The following is a 25,820-nucleotide window of genomic DNA, read 5'->3' as shown; positions in this document are numbered from 1 at the left end:
AGGTTCGTTGGCGTCAGTTCGGTGCCTTGAGATAGGCAATCACGTCAGCGCGATCCTGCGCCTTTGAAAGACCGGCAAACGCCATCTTGGTGCCGGGAACCACGCGGGCAGGCTTTTCCAGGTACTGGAACATCTTTTCAGGCGTCCAGGTAATGCCGCTGTTCTTGTTGGCATTCGAATAGCTGAACCCTGCCACCGAACCTGCCGCACGGCCAACAATGCCTGCCAGCGACGGGCCGACCATGTTCTTGCCAGCCTCAACCGCGTGGCAAGCCTTGCACTGGGCAAAAATGGTCTTGCCATGCGCAACATCCGGAGTCAGCGATGCCAGCGTTGTGCCATCCAGCGTGTCGGTTGAATCAGCCGTTGGTGCAGCCGCGCTCGTCGCTGCTGCAGGAGCCGGGGCGGCGGCTGCCGTCGTGGTTTCTTCGGTCGTTGCCGTCGAACCTTCAGCGGCCTTGTCTGCACTGCCTCCACCGCCGCACGAAGCGAGCAGCAAGGTAGCTGTTATCAGCGCAATATGTTGAAATGATTTGCTCATTTTCATCCACCCTCAATCCGAGATTGTGCGCATCCTGCAAGGACGGCCAGAGAGTTAAACATGCTGAAACCGCATGCGCAACACGGTATTTTGGGCGTCGGGATTAATGGAACCTATCACACTTTGAAGTGTTTTTGAGGGCTGTTCCGAGAGGTCACCTTCAACTGGCAGCCGTGGGCCGGTCACCTTTGCGCGCCCTGAACTTTTCAACCAGCGGCATGAAGGGAAACAGCCACTGTTCCCTGATGGAAAGCCGCCGCCGGTCATCCTGTCCGACCAGCGAAGCTTCACCTTCCTTGTAGGTGCCAAAGATGCGGTCCAGCACGATCAGCGAATTGCCATAGTTGCAGCGTGTGTCCTCATAGGGGACCGAATGGTGCAGGCTGTGATGGCGGATCGTGGTGAAAAAGAACGAATAGAACAGCGGCGGGTTTGACCGCACATTGGCATGGGCAAAAGTAGAGACCACGCCCATCACGCTATACCCTGCAAGGGCTGCTGACTGGTTGAGATCAAACAGCGCCACCACGCTCAGGCTGATCAGCCAAAGTTCGATCGGATTGCCGACCGCCCCCTTCATCGCGTTCAACTGCGTGATGTGATGGTGCGGCGCGTGCGTCAGCCAGAACGGCGTGGAATTGTGCATCAGCCTGTGCATCCAGTACTGCCCGAATTCCACAAGGAACACGACCAGCGCCACCTGCAGCAACCACGGCATCTGTTCGGCCCACGGCGTTGCAATGCCCAGCGATTGCTTCAGCGAATCCAGCGGGCGTTCGGCAAGGAAATTGGTCGCCTTGGAAATAACTGTCGCGCTCAATACTACATAGAAAAGGTCGGTGAAGAATTCACGCCGGTTAAGCCGCCATCCTGCATGCCTTTCCAACGGCACTTCCAGCAGGAGGACGATCAGCGTAATTGCAGAACTCACGCCGATCACAACCCAGGTGCTCTTCACCCAGTCAGCCGGAGCGAAAGCCCAGAAGGCAACGACCAGCGCCACCATCAACGGTGGCAGCAAATCAACCGCGAGCTTCTTCAAGTCGGCTTTCATCTGGAACTTGCCCTCTGATAGTTCGGACGAGCCTAATCGGTGCGCCATTACTCATAGCATACGTCGTATGACGTAAGCCAACCCGAAAACCCCGCGTTGACGGGGCGCACGGCGCGGGCCACACTCCTTGGCAGGGCGGTATCATGGCACAACGTCATTATTACCATACGCAAAAAGCGTAATACGCAGCCCCCGTAAATTCCCCCATCAAGGCCATGTTGCAGTGCAAAAGGGGAATCACCAGTGCTCAGGCTGATCGGCAGGACCGGAAAGACACTCTTGATCGCGGCAACGCTGCTGGCGGCGTCCTGCTCGCCTTCAGCCGAAGGCCCCGCGCCCAAGCGCACGGAGTTCAGCATTGGCTGGTCGATCTATGCCGGATGGATGCCCTGGCCCTATGCGCAGCAGGCCGGGATCGTGAAGAAGTGGGCCGACAAGTACGGCATCAAGATCAACGTCGTGCAGGTGAACGACTACGTTGAGTCCGTGAACCAGTACACCGCCGGCAAATTTGACGGCGTGACCGTGGCCAACATGGACGCGCTGACGATCCCTGCCGCCGGTGGCAAAGACACCAGCGCGATCATCGTGGGCGATTTTTCCAACGGCAACGATGGCGTGCTGATGAAAGGCGGCGACACCGTTGCCGCGCTCAAAGGTCAGTCGGTCTACCTCGTCGAGCTTTCGGTCTCGCACTATCTGCTGGCGCGCGCGCTTAATTCGTCAGGCATGTCGCTGACCGATGTGAAGACGATCAACACGGCTGATGCCGACATCGTTGCCGCTTTTGCCAGCCCCGATGCCAAGGCCGCCGTTGCTTGGAACCCGCAGCTTTCGGTCATGAGCGGTCAGGCCGGTGCAACGCAGGTCTTCAGTTCTGCCAACATTCCCGGCGAAATCCTCGATCTGCTGGTGGTCGATACCGCCACGCTCAAGGCCAACCCCGATCTGGGCAAGGCGCTGGCGGGCATCTGGTATGAGACCGTCAGCCTGATGATCCGCCAAGACGCACAGGGCAAGGAAGCGCGTGCGGCAATGGCCAAGCTGGCCGGAACGACGCCCGACGTATTCGACGCGCAGCTCAAGACCACGCGCCTCTATGTTGATGCCAAGGAAGCCGTCGCTGCCACCGCCTCGCCCAACCTGATCACAACCATGACGAAGGTCCGCGATTTCAGCTTCTCGAAGGGGCTGTTCCAGGGCGCAACATCGGCCGATGCGGTGGGTATGTCGTTCCCCGGTGGCGTCACGCTGGGCGATCCGGCGCGCGTCACCCTGCGCTTTGACGAAAGCTTCATGAAGCTGGCCGCCGACGGCAAGCTGTGATCCGCGCCAGTTCCATCACGTCCCGCAAGGAGGCGCGCCAATGCGCTGGGTAAACCGACAGATCGGCCGCAGACAGGCCTTCGGGCTGGCCGCCATCCCGATTGCACTGCTGGCCATCGCCTATCTGGTGGCATCGGCACAGCGCCACGCGATCAACCCGTCCGACAAGATCCTGCCGCTGCCCACCGCTATGGCTTCGGCGATGTGGCGCATGATGCGTGAACCTGATGTGCTCAGCGGCAATCTGGTATTCTGGGCCGATACGCTGGCCAGCCTCCAGCGCCTTGGCCTCGGCCTTGGCATTGCCACAACGATGGCGCTGCTGGTGGGTCTGGTGCTGGGCGTGTTGCCGCCGGTGCGCGCGATGTTTGGCCCGCTGGTGACCGGCATCGCGGTGATCCCGCCGATTGCGCTGCTTCCGATCCTGTTCATCGCGCTGGGCCTTGGTGAAACCGCAAAGGTCGCGCTTATCGTCATAGGCATTGCCCCGGTGATGGTGCGCGATGTGGCGGGCCACGTGGGTGCGCTTCCGAGAGAGCAAATCGTCAAGGCGCAGACTTTGGGCGCTGGAAGCTGGCAAATCCTGCTGCGTGTGGCCCTTCCCCAAGCCTTGCCCCGCCTGATCGTCGCGCTCAAACTGGCGCTTGGCCCGGCATGGGTGTTCCTGATCTCGGCAGAGGCCATCGCGTCTGACGTTGGCCTTGGCTACCGCATCTTCCTCGTCCGCCGCTATCTCTCGATGGACGTGATCATTCCTTACGTTGCGTGGATCGCGCTGCTGGCCATCGTGATGGACGTTGCGCTTTCCAAGCTCAGCACCAAGGCCTTCCCCTGGGCGCACGGAGCAGCACATTGAGCGCGCTGCTTTCCCTGCGCGACGTGTGGGTCGAATATGGCGACCGCATCGTCCTCGAAAAGGTCGATCTCGATGTTGCGGCAGGCTCCTTCGTCTCGGTCGTCGGACCATCGGGCGCGGGCAAGAGCACGTTCCTGCGCGTAATCCTTGGGCAAGAACAGGCGACGCGCGGGACGATCACGCTGGATGGCGCGCCGCTGCCGCCCGAATGCGGACCGGACCGGGGCGTGGTGTTCCAGAAGTATTCGGTGTTCCCGCACCTGACCGTGCTGGCCAACGTGGTGTTCGGGCTGGAATGCACTGCAGCACCGTTCCTGGCCCGGCTGTTCGGCGCAAAGCGCAAGGCGGCTGTGGCCGAGGCGGCAGAAATGCTGGCGGCGGTGGGATTGGCAGACAGCATGCACCTTTACCCCGCGCAAATGTCCGGCGGGATGCAGCAGCGCCTTGCCATTGCGCAGGCCCTGATCAAGCGCCCGCGCATCCTGCTGCTGGATGAACCCTTCGGCGCGCTCGATCCCGGCATCCGCGCTGATATGCATGCGCTGATCACCAAGCTGTGGCGGCAGTATGACCTCACCGTCATCATGGTTACGCACGACATCCGCGAGGCCTTCACGCTTGGCACGCGCGTTCTGGCGCTCGACAAGCGCCGCCACGATCCCCACGCGCCGCACCGCTTTGGCGCGACGGCGGTCTATGATCTGCCGCTGGTCAAGCCTGCACCTGCGGAAGAAGAAGCTACCGAGGCAGTGGCATGACTCCTGCGCCCGAACCCCTCGCCCGCCTGAGCATGAGCCTGCCAGCCAGCCTGTTCCGCAAACTGGACATGATGGTCGATGAACGCCGCCTGCCTTCGCGTTCGCAACTGATCGCCGAACTGATCCGCCATGCGCTGGCCGCACACGAGGCCTATACCCGGCCGGAAGAGACACTCGCAGGCACTATAACCGTGATCTATCGCGGTGACCGGGGCCGGGTGCGGCACCAGTTGGCGCAGACGCAGGCGCAATACCTCAAGGAAGTGATCTCCTCGCAGCACGTGTTCCTGCAGGATGACCAGTCGCTCGAAGTGCTGCTGGTTCAAGGCGCTGCCGTGCGGCTGAAAGACCTTTCCGATGCGCTGCGCCGCGTGCGCGGGGTGCATCAGCTTGAACTCGTTACAACAACCGCCCTTCTCCCGCCGCTTTATGAGCAGGACGGAAGCGAAGGCGAACCCGATGGAGCGGTGAAATGACCGAAACTCTCGCAAATCCTATGGCCGCGCGCGATCATGCGCGCAGCATGGGCGGCACCGTGGTGGAAGCCATGCCAGTGCTGCCTCCCGTGGCTGCGGACTTGCCCGATAGCGTTTCTGCCGATGACGTGGTGTGGGAAGAGACGATTGCGGCGGGCGGCTATGCCACGCGGCGTCTGGCGCGCGGGAGCCGCTTGCGGCTGATCGACTTAAAGGGAGATGCCTGCGCTGGCCTCCAAGTGTTCAACGCCGAAATGCCGACCGAGCGGCTGAACGTGGCCGATACGGTCAAGGTTCAGTGGAACGCCTATCTGGCCGCCGGGAAGCTGCTGCTGTCCGACATGGGCCGCGTGCTGATGAGCATTGAGGCTGACGATGCCGAGACGCACGATTGCTTCAGCGGCACGTCAAACGCAGCCACCAACCTTGCGAAGTATGGCGAGGGCCGCAACAGCGGTGCCTATCCCAACGGGCGGGACCGCTTTCTGCTGGGCGCGGCGAAGCATGGTCTCGGGCGGCGCGACGTGCATCCTTGCGTGAACCTGTTCAAGGGCACGAAGATTGAACTGGACGGCGCAATCACGCCGCAGGTCGGCCCTTTTGCACCGGGGCGCAGTGTCGTCCTGCGGGCGGAGATGGACGTGATCGTGGTGATCGCCAACTGCCCGCATGTGCTTGACCCTAGGCCCGAATATTCCGTGACACTGCTCCGGGCGACCGCTTGGCGCGGCGCAGTGACGACAGAGGCCGACCCCATCCGTAACGCGACGCCAGAGGGCCTGCGCGCCTTCCTGAACGTCGAAGATTACTACCGCCGCTGACGCGAGGAACTATCAGATGAGCGATCCCCACCTCTCCGGCCTTTCCGCCACCATCGTCCACGACGAAATCGTGCCAGCGCGCGCCCCGTGGCTCTATCACGTTGCCAAGGGGCAGACCCTGCGCATCGTCGACCTTGAAGGCAATCAGGCGGTCGACTTCCTGCTCTACAGCGCAGCCGACGATGCCGAACGCTACAGCGCGCAGGATACCGTTGCGGCACAGGGCAACCTGTTCCTGCGCACGGGGACCAAATTGATGTCCAATGAAGGCCGCCCGATGATGACAATCGCGGCCTCGGCAGTGGAATATCATGACACTATCGGTGGCGCTTGTTCGTGTGAATCCAATACCTTGCGCTATGGTCATCATACAAAGTCGCAACATGCCTGCGTCGAAAACTTCCTCGAGGCCAACCTGCTCGAAGGGCGCGGCAAGCGCGATATTGTGCCGAACATCAATTTCTTCATGAACGTTCCAGTCGAGGCCGACGGCGCGCTGGGCATCGTTGACGGCATTTCCGCGCCGGGGCTGACGGTAGACCTCTACGCCGACATGGACGTGATCGTCGTCGTCTCCAACTGTCCGCAGATCAACAACCCTTGCAACGCGTTCAATCCCACTCCCGTTCGCATGATCGTGGCCGCATGACCCCCGCCCCAAAGCCTTTCGACACTGTTCTGATCGCCAACCGGGGCGCGATTGCCACCCGGATCATCCGCACCTTACGCCGCATGGGGCTGCGCTCGGTGGCGGTCTATTCCGAGGCGGATGAAGGCTCGCTCCACGTTGCCGAAGCAGACGAGGCGGTTTGCATCGGCAGCGCGCGGCCAAGTGAGAGCTATCTTGATATTGCCAAGATCATCGGTGCGGCAAAGCAGACGGGCGCAGGCGCGATCCATCCGGGCTACGGCTTCCTTTCGGAAAACACCGAATTTGCAGCGGCCTGTGCCGAAGCGGGGATCGTGTTCATCGGCCCGACGGCAGACAACATCCGCACTTTCGGCCTGAAGCACAGCGCGCGGGAGCTGGCGGCAGCGCACGGTCTCCCCCTCGCCCCCGGCAGCGACCTATTGACCGATGAGGCAGAAGCCATTGCGGCAGTGCAGGCCATCGGCTTCCCGATCATGCTGAAAGCCACCGCAGGCGGCGGCGGCATCGGCATGCGCGTGTGCGAAACCGAAGGCGATGTACGCGATGGCTTTGCCGCCGTGGCGCGGCTTGGCCAAAGCAACTTCGGCGATGCAGGCGTTTTCCTCGAACGTTTCGTGCGGCGCGCGCGGCACGTGGAAGTGCAGATATTCGGCGATGGCGCAGGCCGCGTGGTGGCACTGGGCGAGCGTGACTGCTCGCTTCAGCGGCGTAACCAGAAGGTGGTGGAAGAGGCCCCTGCCCCGTTGCTTCCCGAAGCCGTGCGCCAGAACCTCTATTCCGCCGCAATCCGGCTTGGCGAGGCGGCACAGTATCGCAGCGCAGGCACTGTGGAGTTCCTCTACGATGCCGACCGGGAGGAGTTCTTCTTCCTCGAAATGAACACTCGGTTGCAGGTGGAACACGGCGTGACCGAAATGGTCTTTGGCGTGGATCTGGTGGAATGGATGATCCGGGGCGCGGCCGGCGATTACAGCTTCCTCGATACCGCACCGACCACACCGAAAGGCCACTCGGTGCAAGTGCGGCTCTATGCCGAAGACCCGGCACTCGATTACCGTCCCACGTCGGGCACGCTGACCTGCGTGCAGTTCCCGGAGAGCGTGCGGGCCGAAACGTGGATCATGGCGGGTAGTGAAGTCAGCGCCTTCTACGATCCGATGCTGGCCAAGCTGATCGTCCATGCAGATACCCGCGAAGCCGCCGTGGCCGCCATGCAGGCAGCGCTGGCGGACAGCCGGATCGACGGGATCGAGACCAACTTGCGCTGGCTGCGCGACGTTGTGGCATCAGCCGCGTTCACCACCGGCGAAGTGTCCACCCGCGCACTGGAAGGCGTGACTTACGCGCCGCAAAGCATCCGCGTGATCAGCGGCGGCACCGCCACCACCGTGCAGGATTGGCCGGGGCGCCAAAAGCTCTGGGCCGTCGGCGTGCCGCCCTCAGGTCCGATGGATGACCAGTCCTTCCGCATCGGCAACCGTCTGCTCGGCAATCCAGAAGGCATGGCCGGGCTGGAAATGACCGTAACTGGTCCCACCCTCGCCTTCTCCGCCCCGGCGCGGGTGTGCCTGACGGGCGCGGACTTCGGCGCGACGCTGGACGGGGTGGCAGTGCCGCTGGGCCAGCCGTTTGAAATCGCGAAAGGCCAGACGCTGAGCATGGGCCGCGCAGGCGGTGGCGGCATGCGCGGCTATCTGCTGATCGCAGGCGGGCTCGATCTCGCGCCCTACCTCGGCAGTTGCAGCACCTTTGAACTCGGCCAGTTCGGTGGCCATGCCGCACGGCGATTGGTGGCGGGCGATGTCCTGCACCTTTCGGGCGCAGCGACGAGCAACGAAACGCCCGCAATCCCTCTGCCCGCTCTGCCCACTGATTGGTCCTTGCGCGTGCTCTACGGCCCGCACGGATCACCCGATTTCTTCACCGATGACGATATCGACATGATCGTCGCCGCCGACTGGCAAGTGCACTACAATTCCAATCGTACCGGCGTTCGCCTTGTCGGTCCAAAGCCCGAATGGGCGCGGCGCGATGGGGGTGAGGCGGGGCTGCACCCGTCCAACATCCACGACAATCCCTATGCCATCGGCGCGGTGGATTTTACCGGCGACATGCCGATCATCCTCGGCCCGGATGGTCCTTCGCTCGGTGGGTTCGTGTGCCCCTTCGTGGTGATCGCTGCGGATTTGTGGAAGGTCGGCCAGCTTTCTGCAGGTGACAAACTGCGCTTTGTGCCTGTGACAATGGCCGAAGCGACAGCAGCGACAGCCGCGCAAAAGGCGCTGCTTCTGAACGGCACCAAGACGCCACCTAGCCGCACCTGTGCGGTAGCAACGCAGACTCCGGTGCTTGCAGACCTGCCCGAAGGGCCGACACGTCCGCGCACGGTTTATCGCCAGCAGGGCGATCGCAACATCCTCGTCGAATACGGCCCAATCGTGCTCGATATCGAAATGCGGATCCGCGTCCACGCACTGATGACCGAGTTGGAACGCATGGCGCTGCCCGGCGTGATCGACATTGTGCCGGGCATCCGTTCGCTGCAACTGCACTTCGATGGCGAGGCTTTGGACCAAGCTGCCGCGCTGGCTGCGCTAATTGCAGCGGAGGAACGTCTGGGCGATCTGGAGGACTTTGCGATCCCATCACGCATCGTCCACCTACCGCTCAGCTGGCGCGATCCGGCGACGTTGGAGACTATCGAGAAGTACATGGGCGCGGTGCGCGATGATGCGCCGTGGTGCCCGGACAACATCGAGTTCATCCGCCGCATCAACGGCTTGCCCGATGTGGCTGCCGTGGAGAACCTGATCTTCGAAGCCAGCTACCTCGTGATGGGGCTGGGCGATGTCTACCTTGGCGCACCGGTGGCCACGCCCGTCGATCCCCGGCACCGTCTGGTGACGACGAAATACAACCCGGCGCGCACATGGACGCCGCCCAATGTGGTCGGCATCGGCGGGGCCTATATGTGCATTTACGGCATGGAAGGCCCCGGCGGGTATCAGTTGTTCGGCCGGACCATTCAGGTGTGGAACACCTATCGCCAGACGCAGGCCTTTACGGAGGGCAAGCCGTGGCTGCTGCGCTTCTTCGACCAGATCCGGTTCTATCCGGTGAGCGCTGAGGAACTGGCCGAATGGCGGCGCGATTTCCCCAGTGGGCGGCGCTCCATTGAAATCGAGCCGTCCGAATTCCGTCTGTCCGACTATCGCAAATACCTTGCCGATAATGCCGAGGCCATCAGCGCCTTCGAAGCCAGCCGCAAGGCCGCTTTCGATGCCGAGCGTGCCGACTGGCAGGCACGCGGAGAGTTTGACCGCGTGTCTGCCCTCGCCGATGCCGATGTGCCGCAGGAAGCCGCGATCACCGTGCCTGATGGTGCGGACGTGGTCGAAGCGCCGTTCGGGGGCAGCGTGTGGAAGCTGCTCGTGGCAACCGGGGATCAGGTGCAGGCGGGCGATACCATTGCCGTGCTGGAATCGATGAAGATGGAATGCCCTGTCCTCAGCCCCAATTCGGGCAAGGTTGTCGCGCTCTACGTAACCGAAAAGCAGTCCCTGCAACCCGGAGCGCCGATGTGCGCGCTGGAGAAAGCAGCATGAGCGCATCGTTCCGACAGAGCGCTGCCTCAATTGCCGAGGCCGTGAGTGCCGGCGCGACCAGCGCGGTTGCAGTGATGGAAGCGACCTTGGCGCGCATCGCCGCCTATGATGCGGTCCAGCCGCAAGTGTGGATCAGCCGGGCTTCTGCCGATGATCTGCTTTCACAAGCCCGCACAGTCGATGCACGTGTGGCGGCGGGTGAGCATCTGCCGCTGGCAGGCGTGCCCTTTGCTGCCAAGGACAACATCGACGTTGCAGGCTTCGAAACGACAGCGGCCTGCCCTGCCTTCGCTTACGCGCCCGAAGCCAATGCCACGGTGATCGAACGGCTGACGGCCGCCGGTGCGATTTGCGTTGGCAAGACCAACCTCGATCAGTTCGCCACCGGCCTCGTCGGCACGCGCAGCCCCTATGGCATTCCGCGCAATGCTTCGAACCTTGCCTATGTCAGCGGCGGATCGAGTTCCGGTTCTGCCGTGGCAGTAGCCGCCGGACTGGTGCCGATTGCGCTGGGCACCGATACCGCAGGATCGGGCCGCGTGCCCGCCGCATTCAACCACCTGATCGGGTTCAAACCCACCAAGGGCCGCTGGTCCGCCGCAGGCCTCGTCCCCGCTTGCCGCAGCATCGATTGCATCACCGTGTTTGCCGATGACACAACCGATGCGCGTCTTGTCGATCAGGTGCTGGCCGGGTTCGATCCCGCCGATCCGTGGTCAAAGCCGCTGGCCGACCGTAACCTTGCCGCCAAGGTCATCGGCGTGCCCCGGCGCGAGCAGCGGCTGTGGTTCGGCGATCTGGAATCCGAATATCTCTATGACAAGGCGCTGGAAAAGCTGGCCGAACTGGCGACCGTGGTCGAAATCGACATGGCTCCGCTGCAGGAAGCCGCACTGCTGCTGTATAACGGGCCGTGGGTGGCTGAACGCACCGCTGCGATGGCGACGCTGCTAAGGGACAACCCCGACGCGGTCGATCCAACGGTACGCACCGTGGTGGAAGCCGGGTGGGACAAGAGCGCGGTTGAGCTGTGGAACGGCATCTACCGCATGGCCGAGCTGAAGCGCCATGCCGATGGGCTGCTGGAACAGGTCGACATGCTGGTCTTTCCCACCACTGGCACGACGTATCGCGTGAACGAATTGCTCGCCGCGCCGGTGGCACTCAACAGCAATCTTGGTGCTTACACCAACTTCGTGAACCTACTGGACATGGCAGCCGTTGCCGCCCCAGCGGGGCAACGCGCCAATGGCACAGGCTTTGGCCTCACCTTCATCGGCCCAGCAGATTCAGACCGCGCACTGCTGACCGCTGCCGATGCCTGGGCGGCCACCGCCGATTTACCATCCCCACCCCCGCTCGATCTGGAGGGCAAAATGCAGACCGTGAAAATCGCCGTTGTCGGCGCGCATCTTGAAGGAATGCCGCTGCACTGGCAGCTGACATCGCGCAATGCGACGTTCGTCGGCGCATTTGAAACCGCTCCCAGCTATCGCCTTTACGCCATTGCCGACAGCGTGCCGCCAAAGCCTGCGCTGGTGTTCAGCGAAGATGGCGCAAGCATCAAGCTGGAGGTCTATGAACTGGGCGTCGCCGAATTCGGCAGCTTTGTGGTAGATGTGCCGCCGCCGCTTGCCATCGGCACCGTAACGCTGGCCGATGGCAGCAGCGTCAAGGGCTTCGTGTCAGAGCCGCGCGCGCTGACTGGCGCGGAAGACATCACCCATCTGGGCGGTTGGCGCGCCTATATTGCTGCCAAGTCCTGATTCCCAAGCGAAAGGCCTTCCCATGCTCCGCAAGACGTTTGCTCTCGCTGCTGCGCTAACCGCCTCTGCTGCCAACGCGCAGGTAGAGCAGGCGCAAACCGTGCCAGGTTTCGCCGATTTCCTTGCCGTGGATGGCGATTCCGTTTGGGCCACCAATCGCGGCAAGGTGGAGAAGTGGTCACGCACGGGCAAAGTCGCCGAAGTGGCGGTGGCGAAGCCTTGCGGAGCAATGGCCATCGAGTTCGGATCGTTGTGGATGGCCGATTGCGCCGAACGCACGCTGGTGCGGATCGATCTGGAAGACGCGAAGATCATCGCCACGATCCCCACCGGCATCGCCAACCAGAAGCAGGGCGAGTTGATCGTGGCGACGGGCGCAGGCTCGGTCTGGATCGCGAGCAAGCCCGAAGGGATGGTGGCACGCGTTGATCCCAAGACCAACAGCGTCGTGGCCAACATCCCGGTTGATGAGGACACCTGGTACGTCACCTACGGCTATGACGCGGTGTGGGCGGTGAGCGCGACGAAGCAGACACTGCAGAAGATCGATCCCAAGACCAACACCGTTGTCGCCCGCGCGCCGCTCGGCACGATGCCGGGATTCCTTGCAGCAGGCGAAGGCGGCGTTTGGGTGCAGGAACAGGGCGATGGCACGCTGGTCCGCGCCGACCCCGCCACCGGGCAGGTATTGGGCCGCGTGAAAGTGGGCGCGAACCTGAAATGGGGGGATATCGATACCGGCGGCGGCAAAGTGTGGTTGCGCACCACCGACGATCAGACTTTTGCCGAAATCGATCCGCTTTCGATGACTGTCACGGGCCGCTATGGCAAGGCGGCGGGCAGCGGCGCGCTGCGCTATACGCCAAAGGGTGTGTGGACCAGCGCGCATGACGTTCACACATTGTCATTCTGGCCGATGAAGAGCCTGCTGGCCGCTTCTGCAAAGCCCTGAATTCCGGCGATCAGGCCACCGCGCGTAGCGGTGGCCTGTCGTCCCTTAGCGAGAACTGGCTCAGCGTGCCCATCAGCGCCGTGGCTTCCTGTGCCAGTGAGCGCAGCGCGGCGTTGCTTTCCTCAACCATCGCCGCGTTCTGTTGCGTCGATTTGTCGATGGCAACGAACGTGCCCTGCACGCCCGACAGGACTTGCGCAGTAGACCGCGTCGCCTCGGCAATTTCCGAGACCAGTGCCCCGATCTCGCTCACTTCGGCCATGACATCCTGCAGCACGGTGCCAGCCTGCGTCACGTATTCCACACCCTCGGTGACTTGCACGTTCGAGGTATCGATAAGCGACTTGATGCTGCGTGCGGCGTCTGTTGTGCGCTGCGCCAGCGCGCGCACTTCGGTTGCCACAACGGCAAAGCCCTTGCCCGCCTCCCCGGCACGAGCGGCCTCCACCCCGGCGTTCAGAGCCAGCAGGTTGGTCTGAAAGGCGATGCCATCGATCAGCGTGACGATATGGCCGATCTCGTTGGCGGATTGTTCGATCTTCTGCACGCTGGTCATTGCACGGTTCACGATTTCACGGCCCCGCACCGCGCGTTGCTGGGATTCATCCAGCGCGCTTTGCACTTCGGACGCGCGAGTAGCGGCGCTGGTCGCCGATGCGGTCATCCGGGTAATGGTGTGGGCAGCTTGCTCGATCGTGGCGGCGTCAATCTCGGTGCGGCGGGCCAGATCATCGGCCGCGTAATGGATCTCGCCCACGCTGGATTCGATCTGGTGTGAAGACTGCGCCACACTGGACACAAGCCCGCGCAAGGTTGCCACGGTCGTGTTGAAATCGGTCCGCAGGGGTTCAAACACGGGCGGGAACGGGTGGTGTATCGGGCAATCGAGGTCACCAGACGCCAAGGCCTTCAGCCCGGCTTCCACTTTGTCGACCACGCCCTTCTGCTCACGCTCACGCGCGGTGCGTTCAGCCAGTGCCGTGGCTTCAAGGTCGATTCTCGCTCTTTCCGCTTGGGCTTGCGCCACGATGAGAACCTCCAGCCGGATCGTCAGCGTCACCAGCACTGCGGTTTCGGCCACTACGATCACGGCGTGAAGGATGACCCTGCCCAGATCAGGCTCACCTGTGAAGACAAGCGCGGGGGCAGCGTAATTCAGGACGAGGTGGTGAACCGCCGTCACGGCAGACCCGGCAAGAACAGGTCTCCAGTCAGCAAGGATTGCGAGAATGGCGATCATGGCAAAGAACGTCATGTGAAGATCGATCTGCCAGGCGTGGCCAGACCACTGCAGCAGGAATATCGCGCAGTACAATGGCATGGTGGCACCAATGACAATACGCGATGCATCATCCGATGCCTTGCGCATGAAAGCCAGCGTCGGATAGACGGTGATTGCCAGCGCCAGCACCAGCGGCGTCAAACTCCCGTGGGACAGGATCGTGCCAAGAGCGATCACAGCAGTGCATGCCCATGCCACTGCCAGGACGAGCGACAGACCTTGCTGCCTGAACTTGATGAGGTCTTCCATTGAAATTGTTCCGTCCAGAACGAGTGTCAGCCGCGCGCGCCGGTGTCTCCACACAACCCTGGCGGTGCGGCAAGGGGCAGGAAGCCGTTCTGCAGGACTGCGAGGATGGGGAAAGGCTTCGCGTGGTAGACGATGAGGCTGCGCGGCGAACGGCCCGTGCCAACAACGGCAAGACCTTCGTCAGCAAGCACACCGAGAGAAGATAGGCCTGCGCCGCCGAGCGGCACCAGCAAGACCGGCTCCCCGGTGCGAGGCCAGAAGATCGCTGACAGCAGAACGCTGCAAAGCAGGGCCGTCTGCACACAAACGCCCGTTACGCGCGTCATGTATCATTTATCGGCATGCTGACGATATACTCCGGTCAACAGGTGGGGGGACCGTTGACGGGAATAACGCTTCTTCCTCAAGATGAAGAATGCCGCCGATCCGTGACTTTACCTAGAGCCAGATGCGGGCGGACACCTGCCTGGCGGATTTTCTATCGCAGGTTAGCCCGCGTATCGTCGATGGCCTTTGCGAAGCCGGTCAGAACCAGTTCGACAGCCCTCACTCCGGCATCGGTCAGCCGAATCCATGAGCGGCGACGATCATTCTCATCAGGCATGCGCACCACCATGCCAACGCCGGTCAGCATGTCGAGATAGCGCAGGCCCGTGGTTGAAGGGACGCCCGCCGAGACACACACGCCAGAGACCGACATCTCGCGGCTTTCGAGCGAGGCGATGTAGAGTTCGGCCAGCATGATCCAGCCTGCGCCCGCTGGTTGCAATCCGGGGACGATATCCTCGCACTCCTGCAAGTGACGGCGGTAACCCTTTGCGATCTTGTAGAGGTTCATCGCGGAATCGCGCTCCTCACAGCGTGGCTGCAGAACATGAACACTTGGCATCTGAACGAACCCTGCAAGTTGATGGAGCAACGAAAAGCCGGACCGCATGTGCCCAGCACATGCGGTCCGAACACGGTGCGACCCGAGGGCTTTTCGAAAACCGCTGCTCTACCCCGGATGGCAGCGGCTTGTCGGATATCCAAAGTGCTGGCGGCCATGCGCGACACCTCGTATCCTTAATCGGTATTCAAGCGTCAGGTCAGGACCAGCACGGTCGCGCTGATCAGAACCCAGAGCAAAAGCGACAAGCCGGGAGCCGCCAGCAGCCTCAGCACGATGACGCGCCTGCAAGCTGCAAAGATGAACCCTGCAAACATGAACGGGCCAAACACGCCGACCATGCGAAATGACTGCCAGCTATCTGTCTCAATCGCCTGCTCCACCGGCCCCGTTGCCGGATACGTAACCGACAAACCGGCAGTTTGTTTGTAAAGAGATGTAAACTGCGTGACTTTGCCGTTACCAGCGGGGTCGCTGCGGGTATGGCGGCATCTGGAATTCTGATCAGGGCAGAGCATGAAAATCGGAATCGTTGATGATGACGACACTATGCTCCAGTTCGTGTCGCGATTGTTCGACACGGAAGGCTTCCGCAGCGTATCGTTCAGGCGCGGCCGGGATCTGATCACCGCCCTTGCGCGTGAAACGTTCGACCTGCTCATTCTGGACTGGAACATGCCTGATATGTCCGGCATGGAAATTCTCAACTGGGTGCAGGCAAGGATCGAACCTTGCCCTCAGGTCATCATGCTGACCAGCCGGTCGGACAAGGACGACGTTGCAGCCGCACTCCATGCCGGCGCGGACGACTATATCGTGAAGCCGGAGTCCGCCATCGTCATCACCGCGCGGGTCCACGCCGTACTGCGGCGCGTGCAACCACGGGTGATGGCGGAGCGGTTTGAGCGGTTCGGCGCATACGAGTTTGATCGCGTGGGCGAAACAGTCACTCTGGATGGCACGCCGGTCGTACTTACCGGCAAGGAGTTTGCATTGGCTTATCTGTTCTTCGCAAACCAGCACAAACCGCTTTCACGCGGATACCTGATGGAGGCAGTGTGGAAATCGGTGGCAGACCTGACCACGCGCACGCTGGACATGCATGTCTCGCGAATCCGCACAAAGCTGCAACTGCGTTCGGACAACGGCTTCCGGCTGCAAACAGTGTTCAACTATGGCTATCGTCTGGAGTCCTGTTGATGAACCGTTCTGCAATTGCACGGTCGGCGATCAGCCAAATCCTTCCGCTGGGCCTCTTGCTGTGCAGCCTGGATCAGGCGCTTGCCAAATCCGCGCGGGTCAAGACCATCGTCAACCCCCTCCCCCTGAACGTGATCGAATATGGCCTGCGCAAGGGCGAAAGCCTGTTTACCCTCGCACAGCGTTCGCTGGCCCGGCCCGAGAGCTACCGGGTGGTGCAGCGAATGAACCGCATCTCCGATCCGCGACGGATTCCGGTCGGCACGGTCCTGCGCATCCCGGTTGATCTGTTGCGCGCCGAACCGCTTGCTGCGCGGATCGTGGCGGTGCGCGGCGATGTGGCGGTGCAGCAGGGCGGGCAGCGGAGTGTCCCGCGCGTTGGCAGCGAACTGGCACCGGGAGCATCAATAGAGACCGGCGCGGACGGCTTCGTCACGATGGAACTGCCCAACGGATCGCGCACCTCAATGCCCACGCGCACGCGGCTGCGGATCGCAAGGCTACACCGCATTACGCTGACCGGTAGCATCGACTATGATCTGGCGGTCGATGGCGGCAAAGTGGAAACGTCCGCAAGCCCACTTGGCACCGATCGCAACAACCGCTTCCGCATACGCACCCCGCGCGCGTTGGCTGCGGTGCGCGGCACCCGCTTCCGTGTCGGCTATGACGACGACACCTCGCTGGCCGAAGTGCTTGAAGGCACCGTAGCGGCAAGCAGCGCTGCAGTCGGTGCGGAAACCAGCCTTACCGAAGGGATTGGCGCAGTGGTCTCTCCCACCGGCGATCTGGCGACAGAGCACTTGCTCTCCGCTCCCGATCTGGTCCAGCCGGGCCGCGTGCAGACCGATCCGACGGTGCAACTGGCCATCGCGCCACTCTCTGGCGCGCGCGGCTATCGGCTGCAAATCGCCGAAGATGCAGGGTTCATCAAAGTGCTGGCAGAGCAGCAGAACGACAACCCGACCTTCGCTTTTGCCGGCATCCCCAACGGCAGCCATTTCGTTCGCGTAAGCGCGCTCGCCCCGTCCGGCCTTGAAGGCATGCCGCAGACCTTCGCAATGCGCCGGGTGCTCGCAGGGGTCACGGCAACGGCGCAAAGCGATGCCGATTCCATGCGCTTCTCGTGGGGTGGTGAAGGCGAAGGCCGGCGCACGTACAGCTTCCAACTGGGCACAGTGCCAGATTCCACAGGCAATTCCGCACCGTGGCTTGTCAACGAAGCGGGCCTGCAAACCGGTGGCATCCGTCTGCGCGCTCTTCCGCCGGGCATCTACCGTTGGCGTGTAGGCGTACGTCAGGAGAATGGCGACGAGGTTGTAGAAAACTGGCTGCCGTTCGAAAAGCTCACCGTAGCAGCACCGGACTGACAGGTGTTGCTACGGCGGCTCTATGGCGAGTGGCTGCTCGTCGCGCTTCTTGCTGGCGCGCTGGCTTGGCTGGCCACCGCCAACCAGCGGCTGTCGATGGTGGACAACCCGATCTACGATCAGGCATTGCGACTGGTCGCACCGCCGGTTGATGATCGCATTCTGATTGTCGAAATTGACGAGCCGAGCCTGCAAGCGTTGGGACGTTGGCCTTGGCCGCGCAGCGAACACGCCCGGATGCTGGATGCGGTCTCGCAATACCGGCCAGAAGCGATTGCTTACAGCGTCCTGTTTTTAGACGAATCCCCGCAGGATTCGGAATTGTCCGAGGCGATGACCCGGGCCGCGCCAGTCTACCTGCCCGCCCTGATCGAACAGGATGGGATGGGCCGGACGATTGCACAGCAGCTACCGCCACCAGTGCTGGAAGCGACCGCTGCAGGGTTTGGGTCGGTCGAACTGCTACCGGATGATGACGGCGTCATCCGCAAAGTCCCACCTCTCCCTGCCAGCGGCAATGATGCTCTGCCACCGCTCTATTCCCTGCTCGCACCTTCGCCCCAGCCCCACCAAAGCGCGGATACGCTGATCAACTACGCCCCGCGCGGTGCCTTCCGCCGCATTTCCTTCGCCAGCCTCGCTGCCGGAGAAGTGCCGCCTGCACTGGTGCGCGGCAAGCTGCTGCTGGTCGGTGCAACCGCACCCGGCCTTGCCAACCAGCAACCCGTTCCGCGCATGGCAGGAGGCCTGCTTTCGGGCGTGGAAATCGAAGCCAACCTGCTGAATACCCAACTGCAGGGGGCCGCCATCCGCGCGCTGCCGCGACAACAGCGCGCGGCATTGGCGCTGCTCCCGCTGATTGTGTTGATGGCCGCGTTTCTGCGGCTCTCCCCCTCATCCAGCTTCTGGCTGGCCGTGGGGCTGGCCGTCGGCGTAGTGGCAATCAGCTTGGGCCTGCTGCTGTTTTCCGCCATCTGGTTGCCGCCAGCCGGTGCCGTCGCAGGACTGATGGCTGCGCACATCCTGTGGGGGTGGCGACGCCTCAACGTCATCGCGCGGTTTGTTGTTGTCCGCACCGCAGCGCTGGAGAAGGAGCCAGGACTGGCCTTGGCAACGCCTGCGTCCCGGCGTGGTGGCGACATCGTTTCGCGCGATGCCAACCGGCTTGCCGACTTGATCGAACAGTTGCGTCGCTTGCGCAGCTTTGTCAGCGAAGCGGTTGAATGGCTGCCTGCGGCAATCTGCGTGGTCGACCGCGAAGGTCGGATCGTCCTTGGCAACCGGGCTGCCGTAACGCTTTTTGGCGATGGCCTGACGGGGCGGCCGATCGCCGATGTAGCCGCGGGCCTTTTACCAGTGCGAGAGAATGACCACAGCCTCCTGCGCGATGTGCAAGGTCGCTTCTTCCTGCCGGAAACCGCCGATTTTTCGGGCGATTACAAAATTTTCAGCTATGCTGATGTGACAGATCTGCAGCGCATTGCCGAAGAGCGGGACGATATTCTGCAATTCCTTTCGCACGATATTCGCTCACCCAATGCCGCAATCGTAACTTTGCTTGAGACGGAGCAGCTTGGTGGAAAGACCGGCGCGCCGCCCGCCGCCACACTTGAGGCGATCCGCCGTCACGCGCGCCATGCCTTGAAGCTGGCGGACGATTTCGTGCAATTGTCCCGCGCGAGGCGGCGACCGATGGAACCCGAACCTGTCGACTTGTGCGACGTGGCGCGCGAAGCGGCTGACATGGTCTGGCCGCGGGCCCGCCCGAGGCAGGTCGTTGTGCGCGACGAGTGTCTGGACGGCGAAATCTGGGTCATGGGTGATCGCAGCATGATCTTGCGCGCCGCGCTGAACCTGCTTGAAAATGCGGTAAAGTTTGCCCCGGATGCAGCGACTGTGTGCTTTGGGGTAGAGGCTGCAGGCAGTCGCGCGATCCTGACGGTGGCGGGACCAGGTCCGGAAATGCCGCCGGGCCGCATCGCCAACCCCTTCGCCCTATATGCGCAAGGCCGCGCCGCCGATGAAACCGGCAGCCTCGGCCTCGGCCTCGCCTTCGTCCAGACCATCGCCCTGCGTCACGGTGGCCGCGTCACCTACAGACACCACGAAGGCTACGGCGCGCAATTCTGCGTGGAATTGCCGCTTGCGCTGCTGGAAGACGAGCCTGAACCGAATTGAAATGCGATCAATCGCGGCCTGAACGCAAGGTCAACCCCATGCGCCGATCGGCAAGCGCGGCCACGGCACGCTCGGCCAGAGGCATCACGCTTGCGGAAAGTTCGCCCTTGCAATGGTCCTCTTCTGCCCACGCACGCACCGGCGGCGCTCCGACAGTCTCCAGCACCAGCAGCATCCTGTGAGTCCGGTCTTCACAGCTCTGCAGCAGACGCTGACGTTTTGAACCGGACAGCACCTTTCCGTCCTCGGTCAGAATCCCCAGAGCAGCGGGCCGCTCCGCAATGGCAACCGTAAGCCGCGCCGCAGAAGCGTCTGCCACGGTCATGCCGCGCCGTTCCAGCGCCTTGATCACCGCAGAGATTGCGTCATCGGCAGCGCTGCCTGCCCCCGACGCGGGCACCACCGCAAGCGTCGATTGGCCGGAAAGCCCAAGGCCGTCCATGCCCGCGTGCGTCTCGATCGGACCGGCGCATCCGGCGATTGCAGACGTCGTGAGCACCAGCAGTGCAAGCACTCTTGCCCGGATCATCGGCGCGTTTCCCGTTGCGATTTGCATATGGATGGCTCTCTAGCCCGCCTCTTCGTCCCAAGCAAACGCCCCGTCGATCCAGCTGATCAAGACCACCCCGACACCCGGCCAAAAAAAAGGGCCAGCTTGCGCCGACCCTTTGAAAAGTTTGGGAGAGGATGCCTGAAAGGCGCGTTCTCTATCCACCTCAATCAAAAGTGCTGCAAGTGCGAACGGCGCGGATGCCATTGCACTTCATGCAACCGACGCTGACAACGCCAGCGCAAATGGCTCGGAAGATTGCCAAACACCCCGGGTCGCCCGCGTGCGATCTTTGTAAACATAAGGGGAAAATGGTGCCGCTTAGGTGATTCGAACACCTGACCCCATCATTACGAATGATGTGCTCTACCGACTGAGCTAAAGCGGCATGCCCTGTGGGCAGGGGCGGCGTTTAGCCATCGGTTGCGGGCTAGGCAAGGGTTTTCCGCGTTGAATTGCACAGTCATCATGCAACGCTCTCGCTCCAGTTGCGGATCGCTGAAATCATGGCCGCGCCGACTTGTGCCAAATCATCCTCGCCAATGGTCAGGGGCGGGGTGGTGTAGAGGATGTCGCGAAACGGGCGCAGCCATACGCCGCGCTCTATGCAGGCAGCAGAGAGCTGGTCTGCAGGGGCTGGCCGGTCAAGCTGCACCACGCCAATCGCGCCGCGCACGCGCACGTCCTTCACGCCTGCCAGCCCACGCAACGGTGCCAGCATATGCTCCAGTTGCGCCCCGATGCCGCGCGCCTGCTCCAGCCTTGGCTCCTGCTCGAACAGGTCAAGCGAGGCATTGGCGGCTGCGCAGCCCAAGGCGTTGCCCATGTAGGTCGGCCCGTGCATCAGCGCGTGCATGGGGTCATCCGACAAAAACCCATCGTGTATACGCGTGCTCGCAATGGTGGCCGCCAGCGGCAATGTGCCCCCGGTCAATGCCTTGGACAGCGTGACGATATCCGGCTGCACGCCGGCAATCTGACAGGCGAACATGGCGTCGCCCAGCCGCCCAAGCCCTACGAATATCTCGTCGAAGATCAGCAGCAGATCGTGCTCATCAGCCAGTCGCCGCAGCGCCTGCAATGTGAAGCTGTCATGGAACACCATGCCACCTGCGCCCTGCACCAGCGGTTCAACCACGATGCCCGCCAGTTCACCGCGATGCCGCGCGATCACCTCGCCCAGTGCCGCTTCGCCGGCTGCATCGCGCGGCAGATCGACCACGACCTGTTCCAGCAACGCGCCCTTGAACAGGCTGTGCATGCCCTCATCCGGGTCGCACACGCTCATCGTGGCGAAGGTGTCGCCGTGGTAGCCGCCGCGAAAGCACAGGAACTTCACGCGGCGCTGCCCTTGGTTCAGCCAGAACTGCGCCGCCATCTTCATTGCCACTTCAACCGCGACGGAGCCCGAATCGCTGAAGAACACGTGGTTCAGATCGCCCGGCAGCAACGCCGCCAGCCGCTTCGCCAGAACATAGGCCTGTTCGTGCGCCAGACCACCCAGCATGACATGCGGCAACGTCTGCAACTGCCGCTGCACGGCGGCCTCGATATGGGGATGGCGATAACCGTGGACGCAGGCCCACCAGCTGGAAATCCCGTCGACCAGTTCACGCCCGTCAGCCAGCGTAAGGCGCGTTCCTTGCGCCGCGACCACCGGCAGCGGCGGCCGCACCGTCTTCATCTGGGTATAGGGCAGCCAGACGTGGTTGCGCCCGGACGTGTACCAATCGGGAAGCTTGTTCATCCCCCTGCCCTGTCCTGCCTTGCGCCCGCGATCAAGCCTTTCGCTTGCCCCGGAACGCCCAGCGGCCTGCATCCTCCCACGGCCCGCCACGATAATGATACAGCGCAAAGCCTGCAAAAGCGAAATCGCGGGGCGTGAATTCTGCCGCCAGCTGTTGTTGCAGCGCAATGGACGCAGCCCTCAGCACCTTGTTCTGCACGGTTACATGGAGCCGTGGCTTGCCTTGGTCCTGCGCGGTCAGCATGCCGTGGAAGTGCTCTGCAATCTCTGCACGGAGGTCAAGCATGGCAGGGCAATGGATACGGAAGGCCGTGCCACGCCCCAAGTCCATCACCGCATCAATCCGCGCCGGGACGGGAGCGGTCTCGCCCGCAAGCCTGGCAAGCAGCGCCTTTGCCTCCGCCAGAACGCTTGATGGCAGCGCGTGGAACAGCGTGACATGCGCGGAAAGGTAATTGCGTTCGGGCGGGAAGTGCGACTCGCGCAGATGGTTTGCCCACGTCTGCACGTCACCGGGCAGCGTCGCCGTCACGATCAGGGGTGCGCGATCTTCAGCGGAAAACATGCCGTTGCTTGGCATAATTTTGCAGGACTGTCAGACGCAAATGGGCAGTTCCAAAGGGGTTGCCCGAAAGGGAGGAGGTGGGAACATTCGGCAAAACCGAAAATGCCTATTTGCATAGGCGGATCGGTACAGCCGCAATGTTCCCCGGATTCTGGGAAGAGCAAGCTCTATCCTAGTGCCTCCGTAAAAAACCTTAGGCAAGAACCATTAAGAATGGAAGAACTTCCTAACCATTCCGGACATGATTTCCGCACTTGCTCACAACTCGCCACGCGCCTTGCGCAGGGCGAACCACTTAGCAACATTGGCATTATGCTGTTCCAAGGTGTCGGCAAAAACATGCCCTCCCGTGCCGTCCGCCACCATGAAAAGTGCTTCCGTTTCGGCAGGATCAAGCACGGCTGCGATTGAAGCGCGGCCCGGGTTGGTAATCGGCCCGTTGGGCAGGCCTACCATTGTATAGGTGTTGTATCCGTTCACCGCCTGAATTTCAGACTGACGGATGCGCCGCCCCAGTGGTTTGCCCTTGGTGATCGGATAAATGATCGTCGGATCGGCTTGCAACAGCATGCCCTGACGCACCCGGTTGGAGTACAGGCCAGCCACCATGCGGCGCTCCTCGGGCTTGCCGGTTTCCTTTTCCACGATGGACGCAAGAATCAGCGCTTCTTGCGGGGTCTTGGCCACCGTGCGGGGGGAGCGCTTGGCCCACAATTCCGCCAGCGTCTTGTCCATCGCCGCCTGCATCCTCTTTAGCACGGCAGCGCGCGGCTCGCCCTTCTGCCAATCATAGCTGTCGGGCAGAACGGTGCCTTCGCCGGGCGTAGACACCGGCCCGGTAAGATCCTTGTTGGCCATCAACCGTTCGGCCACCATGATCGATGGCATGCCTTCGGGAATGGTGATCAGGCGGCGGATCACCTTGTCGCCCTTGAGGATTTCAAGGATCGTCGCTTCGCTTGCGCCCTTGGGGATCAGGAAAGAACCCTTGCGGACTTCGGTCCCCCCACCCAGCAACGACGCGCGCAATTTGAACAGCGTGGCTGACCGGATCGCGCCTTGCGTCTCAAGATCGTCGGAAAGCACACTCAGACCAGCGCCTGCGCCAACGTCAAATTCGATCTGGCTCTCAAGCGGCCCGGTAGAAACCCAGCCGCCCGCCAGCCAGCCCAATGCGCCCACCACCAATAGAACCACCGCAACCAGCGGCAGCTTCGAACGACGACGGCGAGCCATTGATTTCGTCCTTAGTCTTCCAGCGCTTTTACAATGACGCTGGCATTGGTTCCACCAAACCCGAAAGAGTTGTTCAGCGCCGCGCGCACCTTACGGCGCTTGGCGACGTGCGGCACGAGGTCCACTCCCTCGGTGCCTTCATCGGGATTATGCAGGTTCAGCGTTGGCGGCACGATCTGGTCACGAATGGCCAAGATGCAGAAGATTGCTTCCACTGCGCCTGCGCCACCCAGCAAGTGACCGATGGCTGATTTGGTGCTGCTCATCGATGCGCCCGAAAGATCATCGCCCAGCACACGCTTCACCGCTGCCAGTTCAATCGTATCGGCCATCGTGGAAGTGCCGTGGGCGTTGACATAGTCGATGTCGCCTGCGGTCATCCCGGCCTTCTTCAGCGCCATGCGCATGGCCAGTTCCGCGCCCTTGCCTTCGGGGTGCGGCGCGGTCACGTGATAGGCGTCGCCCGACAGGCCATAGCCGACCACCTCGGCATAGATTTTCGCGCCGCGTGCCTTGGCATGCTCGTATTCCTCAAGCACCACCACGCCCGCGCCTTCGCCCATCACAAAGCCGTCACGATCCTTATCGTAAGGCCGGCTCGCTTCGGTCGGACGGTCGTTATAGCTGCAGTTCAGGGCGCGGGCCTGTGCAAAGCCTGCAACGCCCAGCGGGTTGATCGTGCTTTCCGCGCCGCCCGCCAGCATCACGTCGGCATCGCCGTCCTTGATCATACGCGCGGCATCGCCGATCGAGTGCGCGCCGGTGGAGCATGCGGTGACGACTGCGTGGTTCGGCCCCATCAGCCCGTATTTGATCGATACCTGCCCGGAGATCAGGTTGATCAGGCGGCCATGGACGAAGTGCGGGGAAACGCGGCTTGGCCCCTTTTCCTTCAGAACAATCGATTCGCTTTCGATCCCCGGCAACCCGCCGATACCTGAGCCAATCGAGCAGCCGGTACGCGTCTTCAGATCGTCGTCCATATCGACAAGCCCGGCGTCTTCGATGGCCTGACCTGCAGCATCAATCCCGAACACGATGAACGGATCGACCTGGCGCTGAATCTTGTGATCCACCCGCTTGCCCGGGTCGAAGCCGAATTCATGATCGGCCGGCTTCACCTCGCAGGCGATCTTGCACTTGTGGTCGCTGGTATCGAACCTGGTGATTGGTCCCGCGCCGCTTTTTCCAGCGAGCAGGTTCTTCCAAACGGTTTCCACGTCCGCGCCCAGTGGGGTGACGAGGCCAAGTCCGGTTACGACGACACGACGCATTGAATTCTCCGGGAAATAAGCAAACAGGCCCAGCCCCTCGAAGAGGGCTGAGCCTGCCTAAGTCCACCCTGCCGTCCTGAGCGGATGGCAGCCCCAACCGGATGGCTGGCAAGCCAGCCGCCCCGGTCAGACTCTGCAAGCTCAGGGCAAGGGGGGAATTTGGGCGATCAGCCCTTGTTTTCGTCGATGTACTTGATCGCGTCCTGCACGGTCGAGATCTTCTCGGCCGCATCGTCAGGGATCTCGACGCCGAATTCTTCTTCAAACGCCATCACCAGTTCGACGATGTCGAGTGAGTCAGCACCCAGATCATCGATGAAGCTCGCCTCTTCGGTGACCTTGTCGGCCTCGACGCCGAGGTGCTCGACAACAATCTTCTTAACGCGCTCGGCGGTATCGCTCATGGAATGCCCCTTCGAAGGAAAGCGTTGGAATTCTGGTTTCGGATTTCGCCCTAATGAACGCAAGGGGCG

At 62.3% G+C, this 25,820-nt stretch carries 24 protein-coding genes and 1 tRNA gene; 12 read left to right on the top strand and 13 right to left on the bottom strand.

Annotated elements, in window-relative coordinates:
* Positions 1-13: 13 nt before the first annotated feature.
* Together Q8R81_RS12600 and Q8R81_RS12595 are read right to left on the bottom strand one after the other, a co-directional pair.
* Positions 14-541, bottom strand: coding sequence for a cytochrome c family protein (locus Q8R81_RS12600; RefSeq protein ID WP_305618331.1), 528 nt, complete (start codon positions 539-541; stop codon positions 14-16).
* 160 nt (positions 542-701) lie between these two features.
* Positions 702-1,595 carry a sterol desaturase family protein gene (locus Q8R81_RS12595; protein ID WP_305618329.1) on the bottom strand — a complete coding sequence of 298 codons (894 nt, stop codon included), beginning with the start codon at positions 1,593-1,595 and terminating at the stop codon, positions 702-704.
* 243 nt (positions 1,596-1,838) lie between these two features.
* Between Q8R81_RS12595 and Q8R81_RS12590 the strand changes: the two genes are divergently transcribed.
* Genes Q8R81_RS12590 through Q8R81_RS12550 form a run of 9 tightly spaced genes read left to right on the top strand, consistent with a single transcriptional unit; the run spans position 1,839 to position 12,807 of the window.
* Entirely contained in the window at positions 1,839-2,921 is a 1,083-nt protein-coding gene (locus tag Q8R81_RS12590) for a putative urea ABC transporter substrate-binding protein (protein ID WP_305618327.1), read from the top strand.
* A 40-nt stretch (positions 2,922-2,961) separates the two neighbouring features.
* The gene (locus Q8R81_RS12585) at positions 2,962-3,777 is read left to right on the top strand and encodes an ABC transporter permease (RefSeq protein WP_305618325.1); all 816 of its coding nucleotides are present in this window, start codon (positions 2,962-2,964) and stop codon (positions 3,775-3,777) included.
* On the top strand, positions 3,774-4,535 hold the full coding sequence (locus Q8R81_RS12580; protein WP_305618323.1) for an ABC transporter ATP-binding protein: 762 nt from the start codon (positions 3,774-3,776) through the stop codon (positions 4,533-4,535). The genes Q8R81_RS12585 and Q8R81_RS12580 overlap by 4 nt, the downstream gene beginning before the upstream one ends.
* Positions 4,532-5,011 carry a CopG family ribbon-helix-helix protein gene (locus tag Q8R81_RS12575; protein ID WP_305618321.1) on the top strand — a complete coding sequence of 160 codons (480 nt, stop codon included), beginning with the start codon at positions 4,532-4,534 and terminating at the stop codon, positions 5,009-5,011. The genes Q8R81_RS12580 and Q8R81_RS12575 overlap by 4 nt, the downstream gene beginning before the upstream one ends.
* Positions 5,008-5,832 (top strand): urea amidolyase associated protein UAAP1, encoded by an 825-nt coding sequence (locus Q8R81_RS12570; RefSeq protein WP_305618319.1) that lies wholly within the window; start codon positions 5,008-5,010, stop codon positions 5,830-5,832. The genes Q8R81_RS12575 and Q8R81_RS12570 overlap by 4 nt, the downstream gene beginning before the upstream one ends.
* A 16-nt stretch (positions 5,833-5,848) precedes the next feature.
* Positions 5,849-6,481, top strand: a complete 633-nt coding sequence (locus Q8R81_RS12565; protein WP_305618317.1) for an urea amidolyase associated protein UAAP2 — start codon at positions 5,849-5,851, stop codon at positions 6,479-6,481.
* The gene (gene uca / locus Q8R81_RS12560) at positions 6,478-10,089 is read left to right on the top strand and encodes an urea carboxylase (protein WP_305618315.1); all 3,612 of its coding nucleotides are present in this window, start codon (positions 6,478-6,480) and stop codon (positions 10,087-10,089) included. The genes Q8R81_RS12565 and uca overlap by 4 nt, the downstream gene beginning before the upstream one ends.
* A complete protein-coding gene (gene atzF, locus Q8R81_RS12555; protein WP_305618313.1) occupies positions 10,086-11,855 on the top strand; it encodes an allophanate hydrolase in 1,770 nt (589 codons plus the stop codon). The genes uca and atzF overlap by 4 nt, the downstream gene beginning before the upstream one ends.
* A 22-nt stretch (positions 11,856-11,877) precedes the next feature.
* Positions 11,878-12,807, top strand: a complete 930-nt coding sequence (locus Q8R81_RS12550; RefSeq protein WP_305618310.1) for a YncE family protein — start codon at positions 11,878-11,880, stop codon at positions 12,805-12,807.
* A 10-nt stretch (positions 12,808-12,817) separates the two neighbouring features.
* Here the strand turns inward: Q8R81_RS12550 and Q8R81_RS12545 are convergent, their stop codons facing one another.
* The 4 genes from Q8R81_RS12545 to Q8R81_RS12530 form a co-directional block, all read right to left on the bottom strand.
* On the bottom strand, positions 12,818-14,338 hold the full coding sequence (locus tag Q8R81_RS12545) for a methyl-accepting chemotaxis protein (RefSeq protein ID WP_305618308.1): 1,521 nt from the start codon (positions 14,336-14,338) through the stop codon (positions 12,818-12,820).
* Between the two features lie 26 nt (positions 14,339-14,364).
* A complete protein-coding gene (locus tag Q8R81_RS12540) occupies positions 14,365-14,664 on the bottom strand; it encodes a hypothetical protein (protein ID WP_305618307.1) in 300 nt (99 codons plus the stop codon).
* Between the two features lie 152 nt (positions 14,665-14,816).
* A complete protein-coding gene (locus Q8R81_RS12535; RefSeq protein ID WP_305618305.1) occupies positions 14,817-15,227 on the bottom strand; it encodes a winged helix DNA-binding protein in 411 nt (136 codons plus the stop codon).
* 194 nt (positions 15,228-15,421) lie between these two features.
* Complete coding sequence (locus tag Q8R81_RS12530; RefSeq protein ID WP_305618408.1) at positions 15,422-15,808, bottom strand: hypothetical protein; 387 nt, start codon at positions 15,806-15,808, stop codon at positions 15,422-15,424.
* On the opposite strand from Q8R81_RS12530, the gene Q8R81_RS12525 reads away from it, so the two are divergent.
* The 3 genes from Q8R81_RS12525 to Q8R81_RS12515 are packed head-to-tail and all read left to right on the top strand — an operon-like array spanning position 15,789 to position 19,975.
* Positions 15,789-16,427 (top strand): response regulator transcription factor, encoded by a 639-nt coding sequence (locus tag Q8R81_RS12525; RefSeq protein ID WP_305618402.1) that lies wholly within the window; start codon positions 15,789-15,791, stop codon positions 16,425-16,427. The two genes, Q8R81_RS12530 and Q8R81_RS12525, sit on opposite strands and share 20 nt — an antisense overlap.
* A complete protein-coding gene (locus Q8R81_RS12520; RefSeq protein ID WP_305618303.1) occupies positions 16,427-17,797 on the top strand; it encodes a FecR domain-containing protein in 1,371 nt (456 codons plus the stop codon). Before Q8R81_RS12525 ends, Q8R81_RS12520 begins: the two co-directional genes overlap by 1 nt.
* Positions 17,798-17,800: 3 nt before the next feature.
* Complete coding sequence (locus tag Q8R81_RS12515) at positions 17,801-19,975, top strand: CHASE2 domain-containing protein (RefSeq protein ID WP_305618301.1); 2,175 nt, start codon at positions 17,801-17,803, stop codon at positions 19,973-19,975.
* A gap of 7 nt (positions 19,976-19,982) precedes the next feature.
* Here the strand turns inward: Q8R81_RS12515 and Q8R81_RS12510 are convergent, their stop codons facing one another.
* The 7 genes from Q8R81_RS12510 to Q8R81_RS12480 all read right to left on the bottom strand — a co-directional run bounded on the left by Q8R81_RS12510 (position 19,983) and on the right by Q8R81_RS12480 (position 25,751).
* Positions 19,983-20,504, bottom strand: a complete 522-nt coding sequence (locus Q8R81_RS12510) for a hypothetical protein (protein WP_305618299.1) — start codon at positions 20,502-20,504, stop codon at positions 19,983-19,985.
* A 333-nt stretch (positions 20,505-20,837) separates the two neighbouring features.
* A tRNA-Thr gene (locus tag Q8R81_RS12505) sits at positions 20,838-20,913 on the bottom strand.
* Between the two features lie 78 nt (positions 20,914-20,991).
* Positions 20,992-22,272, bottom strand: coding sequence for an adenosylmethionine--8-amino-7-oxononanoate transaminase (locus tag Q8R81_RS12500; protein WP_305618296.1), 1,281 nt, complete (start codon positions 22,270-22,272; stop codon positions 20,992-20,994).
* A gap of 31 nt (positions 22,273-22,303) precedes the next feature.
* Positions 22,304-22,837: a 2'-5' RNA ligase family protein gene (locus tag Q8R81_RS12495; protein ID WP_305618295.1), complete on the bottom strand. Its 534-nt coding sequence runs from the start codon at positions 22,835-22,837 to the stop codon at positions 22,304-22,306.
* A gap of 258 nt (positions 22,838-23,095) precedes the next feature.
* Positions 23,096-24,073 (bottom strand): endolytic transglycosylase MltG, encoded by a 978-nt coding sequence (mltG, locus tag Q8R81_RS12490; protein WP_305618293.1) that lies wholly within the window; start codon positions 24,071-24,073, stop codon positions 23,096-23,098.
* An 11-nt stretch (positions 24,074-24,084) separates the two neighbouring features.
* Complete coding sequence (gene fabF / locus Q8R81_RS12485; RefSeq protein WP_305618291.1) at positions 24,085-25,347, bottom strand: beta-ketoacyl-ACP synthase II; 1,263 nt, start codon at positions 25,345-25,347, stop codon at positions 24,085-24,087.
* A gap of 167 nt (positions 25,348-25,514) precedes the next feature.
* Positions 25,515-25,751 carry an acyl carrier protein gene (locus Q8R81_RS12480; RefSeq protein ID WP_292624576.1) on the bottom strand — a complete coding sequence of 79 codons (237 nt, stop codon included), beginning with the start codon at positions 25,749-25,751 and terminating at the stop codon, positions 25,515-25,517.
* Between the last annotated feature and the right edge of the window lie 69 nt (positions 25,752-25,820).

Source organism: Novosphingobium sp. (assembly GCF_030696665.1).
Taxonomy (GTDB): Bacteria; Pseudomonadota; Alphaproteobacteria; order Sphingomonadales; family Sphingomonadaceae; genus Novosphingobium.
The sequence above is the reverse complement of the archived record's forward strand: the minus strand, read 5'-3'. Positions and strand labels throughout refer to the sequence as shown.

Coding starts and splice junctions, on each gene's coding strand:
- Q8R81_RS12600 (WP_305618331.1), bottom strand. CDS start 541: ATGAGCAAATCATTTCAACATATTGCGCTGATAACAGCTACCTTGCTG.
- Q8R81_RS12595 (WP_305618329.1), bottom strand. CDS start 1,595: ATGAAAGCCGACTTGAAGAAGCTCGCGGTTGATTTGCTGCCACCGTTG.
- Q8R81_RS12585 (WP_305618325.1), top strand. CDS start 2,962: ATGCGCTGGGTAAACCGACAGATCGGCCGCAGACAGGCCTTCGGGCTG.
- Q8R81_RS12575 (WP_305618321.1), top strand. CDS start 4,532: ATGACTCCTGCGCCCGAACCCCTCGCCCGCCTGAGCATGAGCCTGCCA.
- Q8R81_RS12570 (WP_305618319.1), top strand. CDS start 5,008: ATGACCGAAACTCTCGCAAATCCTATGGCCGCGCGCGATCATGCGCGC.
- Q8R81_RS12565 (WP_305618317.1), top strand. CDS start 5,849: ATGAGCGATCCCCACCTCTCCGGCCTTTCCGCCACCATCGTCCACGAC.
- uca (WP_305618315.1), top strand. CDS start 6,478: ATGACCCCCGCCCCAAAGCCTTTCGACACTGTTCTGATCGCCAACCGG.
- atzF (WP_305618313.1), top strand. CDS start 10,086: ATGAGCGCATCGTTCCGACAGAGCGCTGCCTCAATTGCCGAGGCCGTG.
- Q8R81_RS12550 (WP_305618310.1), top strand. CDS start 11,878: ATGCTCCGCAAGACGTTTGCTCTCGCTGCTGCGCTAACCGCCTCTGCT.
- Q8R81_RS12545 (WP_305618308.1), bottom strand. CDS start 14,338: ATGGAAGACCTCATCAAGTTCAGGCAGCAAGGTCTGTCGCTCGTCCTG.
- Q8R81_RS12540 (WP_305618307.1), bottom strand. CDS start 14,664: ATGACGCGCGTAACGGGCGTTTGTGTGCAGACGGCCCTGCTTTGCAGC.
- Q8R81_RS12535 (WP_305618305.1), bottom strand. CDS start 15,227: ATGCCAAGTGTTCATGTTCTGCAGCCACGCTGTGAGGAGCGCGATTCC.
- Q8R81_RS12520 (WP_305618303.1), top strand. CDS start 16,427: ATGAACCGTTCTGCAATTGCACGGTCGGCGATCAGCCAAATCCTTCCG.
- Q8R81_RS12510 (WP_305618299.1), bottom strand. CDS start 20,504: ATGATCCGGGCAAGAGTGCTTGCACTGCTGGTGCTCACGACGTCTGCA.
- Q8R81_RS12500 (WP_305618296.1), bottom strand. CDS start 22,272: ATGAACAAGCTTCCCGATTGGTACACGTCCGGGCGCAACCACGTCTGG.
- Q8R81_RS12495 (WP_305618295.1), bottom strand. CDS start 22,837: ATGTTTTCCGCTGAAGATCGCGCACCCCTGATCGTGACGGCGACGCTG.
- mltG (WP_305618293.1), bottom strand. CDS start 24,073: ATGGCTCGCCGTCGTCGTTCGAAGCTGCCGCTGGTTGCGGTGGTTCTA.
- fabF (WP_305618291.1), bottom strand. CDS start 25,347: ATGCGTCGTGTCGTCGTAACCGGACTTGGCCTCGTCACCCCACTGGGC.
- Q8R81_RS12480 (WP_292624576.1), bottom strand. CDS start 25,751: ATGAGCGATACCGCCGAGCGCGTTAAGAAGATTGTTGTCGAGCACCTC.